General features: G+C 41.5%; 3 protein-coding genes. All 3 read right to left on the bottom strand.

The window, feature by feature from the left end:
• Positions 1-377: 377 nt before the first annotated feature.
• The 3 genes from EFY79_RS21180 to EFY79_RS21170 all read right to left on the bottom strand — a co-directional run bounded on the left by EFY79_RS21180 (position 378) and on the right by EFY79_RS21170 (position 2,710).
• Positions 378-1,118: a tyrosine-protein phosphatase gene (locus EFY79_RS21180; protein WP_123122760.1), complete on the bottom strand. Its 741-nt coding sequence runs from the start codon at positions 1,116-1,118 to the stop codon at positions 378-380.
• Between the two features lie 17 nt (positions 1,119-1,135).
• Positions 1,136-1,966 carry a glycosyltransferase family 2 protein gene (locus EFY79_RS21175; protein WP_123122759.1) on the bottom strand — a complete coding sequence of 277 codons (831 nt, stop codon included), beginning with the start codon at positions 1,964-1,966 and terminating at the stop codon, positions 1,136-1,138.
• Positions 1,967-2,110: 144 nt separating this feature from the next.
• Positions 2,111-2,710 carry an exosortase/archaeosortase family protein gene (locus tag EFY79_RS21170; protein ID WP_123122758.1) on the bottom strand — a complete coding sequence of 200 codons (600 nt, stop codon included), beginning with the start codon at positions 2,708-2,710 and terminating at the stop codon, positions 2,111-2,113.
• Positions 2,711-2,861 lie beyond the last annotated feature (151 nt).

Genomic DNA, 2,861 nt, shown 5'->3' with positions numbered 1-2,861 from the left:
TACAAATTTCATTTCTTCTGCAAAATTTATCTGGCCTTTTTATCCCCAAACCTTTCCTATTTGTGGATTACTTGGGTTATTAAGGATTAACTAATTAGTTAATGTGGGATAATGAGAAAATGGGAAAATGTGAAAATTCGAAAATTTGAAAATGGGAAAATGTACTAATTAGCTGATTAGCTGATGGGCTAATGTGCCAATATGAAAATGGGAAAATGTGAAAATTCGAAAATTTGAAAATGGCAGTAAAGCAATAAATACACGGAATTGTTATTGTGCATCTAAACAATCTAAACGTCTAAACCATCTAACCATCTAACCATCTCAACTTCTAAACTTCCTAAACAATATACCAATCAACAATTCAACCATCTACCCTATCCCCTAAACTCATTAAACACCCTATCCCCCAAATATTTCTCAAACAAAGCAATGGATTGGGTATCGGTAAGCACATTCAGGTGTTTAAAATGGTGAAGGTCGGTGCCTACAAAATCGGCAAGGCCGTTATCGAGGATGTATTTGGCTGCTTTGGCTACCGATTTTCCGTAATAGCCGGTAAGAGAGAGCAGGTTTACCTGCAATAAAAATCCTAGTTCTTTAAGCCGGGAATAGGCTTCGTAGTTTTTATGATAATAGGGATACCGCTCGGGATGAGCCATCAGCGGCTGGTAATTATTCACGCTGATTTCAAAGCTGATTTCTTCCAGTTTTGAGGGAGCCGAAGAGTAAGAAAGTTCGGTGAGGATATAGTTATGGGTAAGCGTCATTAAAGGCTCTTTGCTTCGCAGCAGGCCCATAAAATGATCGTCAAGCATATACTCGGCCGCAGCGCTCAATTCTACCTCAAGGCCGTTTTGCCTGGCTGCTTTTTGCAGCTTTTCCAATGCATTATTGATAGTTTCAGGCGTATTGCGAAACATATCGCCAATCACGTGCGGCGTACAAATAAATTCCCTGATGCCCGCATCCTGCAGTGATTTCAAAAGCTGCAGTGAAGTTTCCACGTCGGGGGAACCATCATCTATCCCCGGCAAAAGATGAGAATGAATATCGCGTGAGAGCCAGGTAAACCCGGTATATGCCGCAGCCTTCTTTTTGGAGGAGAAAAAACCCATGCTACAAAATTACTGTATTATTCTTCGGCAGCAAGAACCGGGACAGAGGAGATTACAAACCTGGTATCCTGCCGCTCCTGCATCATATATTGCTTTGCGTAATGGCTTTTAAACTGGGGAATCTTGATCAATGGCTTTAATACGGAAACAAAAAATGAGAACGGGATTTTATTCCGCTTCATCGCTAAAAAATCCCTCCTGTTGGCGCGCAGCCTGCTTTTCAAAGTATTATTACTAATGCCGCCACAGCGCATTTTTACGAGCATGGCGTCGATATATTGTGCAGATACTTTATGAAGGAAAAGATAGCGCGCCATGAATTCATAATCGGCCGCTGTATAGTAATGATTTTCGTACAGGCCGTATTTTTCAACCAGCTCACGCTTCATATAGAAGGTAGGATGAGCGGGCATCCAGCCATAGCGGAAACGCGATCTCTTATAAGGATTGCCTTTCCAATAGCGGATTACTTTTTGTGTATTTTCGGCATCTACGTATACAAGGTCGCCATAGACTGATTCCGTTCCTGTAGTTTCAAAGCAATCCACAATGCTGCGGATGGCATCGGCGGAAGCCAGCATATCATCGCTGTTCAGAATGCCAATGATGTCGCCGGTGGCCAGGCTTATTCCCTTATTGATCGCATCGTACATTCCCCTGTCTGCCTCCGAAATCCAGTAGTCAATAAAGCTTTCATTTTTCCGGATAATATCAAGTGTTTTATCCGTTGAAAGCCCATCTACTATGATGTACTCAATGTTTTTATAATTCTGTCTCCTCACAGAGTTAATGCAGTCTGAGAGATGCTTTGCAGAATTTTTTGTTACAGTAATAATGGAAACCTTCATCAGTTAGTCAAGGGTGGTTGATGCGTTAAAAAAATTCAATTTCCAGTTTCGCAGGATAAAGATAGTTTTTTTTCTCAAGGGGTCTAATTTTTTTGAAATAAAATTTGGGAGATTTACGATAGTTAAAACCCCATTCTTTTTATTTTATTGTACGGGAAAAGAATTTTTATTTTTATTATGAGTGTTGCGTCCTGAAAAAGACCGGTCATAAAAAAATATGAGCGCGAAAATAAGTAAATATGCGAAAATATTAAACCATGTATGGTGGTCAATTCCAAAGGGCAACGTCCAATCCCTGTTAAGCGAAGTAAGGTATAAGGTAATCCTGATCACATTAATGAACCATAACCCCAGTAAACCGGCAATAATCCATATAATTTTTTTCAGCAATCTGCCCTTGTTGGCCGCCACAAAGGCAATCCAGAAGCTATAGACTCCGTAGCCCACGCAATCCATGGCGATATGCACGCCGTTTCCATTCACAAACCTGATAATATGTTCCGGTACCGTGTAGGTAGCAATATGGAAAACCGATAAAATCAACCCGGTAGCCCATATCAGCGAATCTTTTATCCAGCTTACGTAATCCAGGTGCTTTTCTACAAAAGTGCTATGAAGCCCTCCGGGCGCGGCTATACCTATTACCGCCAATGTGCCGAAATAGCAAAGGCAGAAGACGGCGGTGAACTTAATGAGGTAAGCCCAGAACTTTTTATCGGTAAAAAGGGAATTTGAGGGTTTCATGTTAAAGGGTGAATGATCTTACTAAGCTTCAAGGAGTTCTCTTCGTGTTCCTTTGTGTGCTTTGTGGCTTCGTGCGAAAGGGCTGCTCTTCTTTTCTCACACTAAGCCCCGAAGAGCTCCAAGGGCCCGAAGGGGTCGCATTTAAGCCTTC

The sequence above is a fragment of the Hanamia caeni genome, assembly GCF_003721595.1.
Classification (GTDB): domain Bacteria; phylum Bacteroidota; class Bacteroidia; order Chitinophagales; family Chitinophagaceae; genus Ginsengibacter; species Ginsengibacter caeni.
Note: the sequence above shows the minus strand (reverse complement) of the source record. Positions and strands in the feature narration are given on the sequence as shown.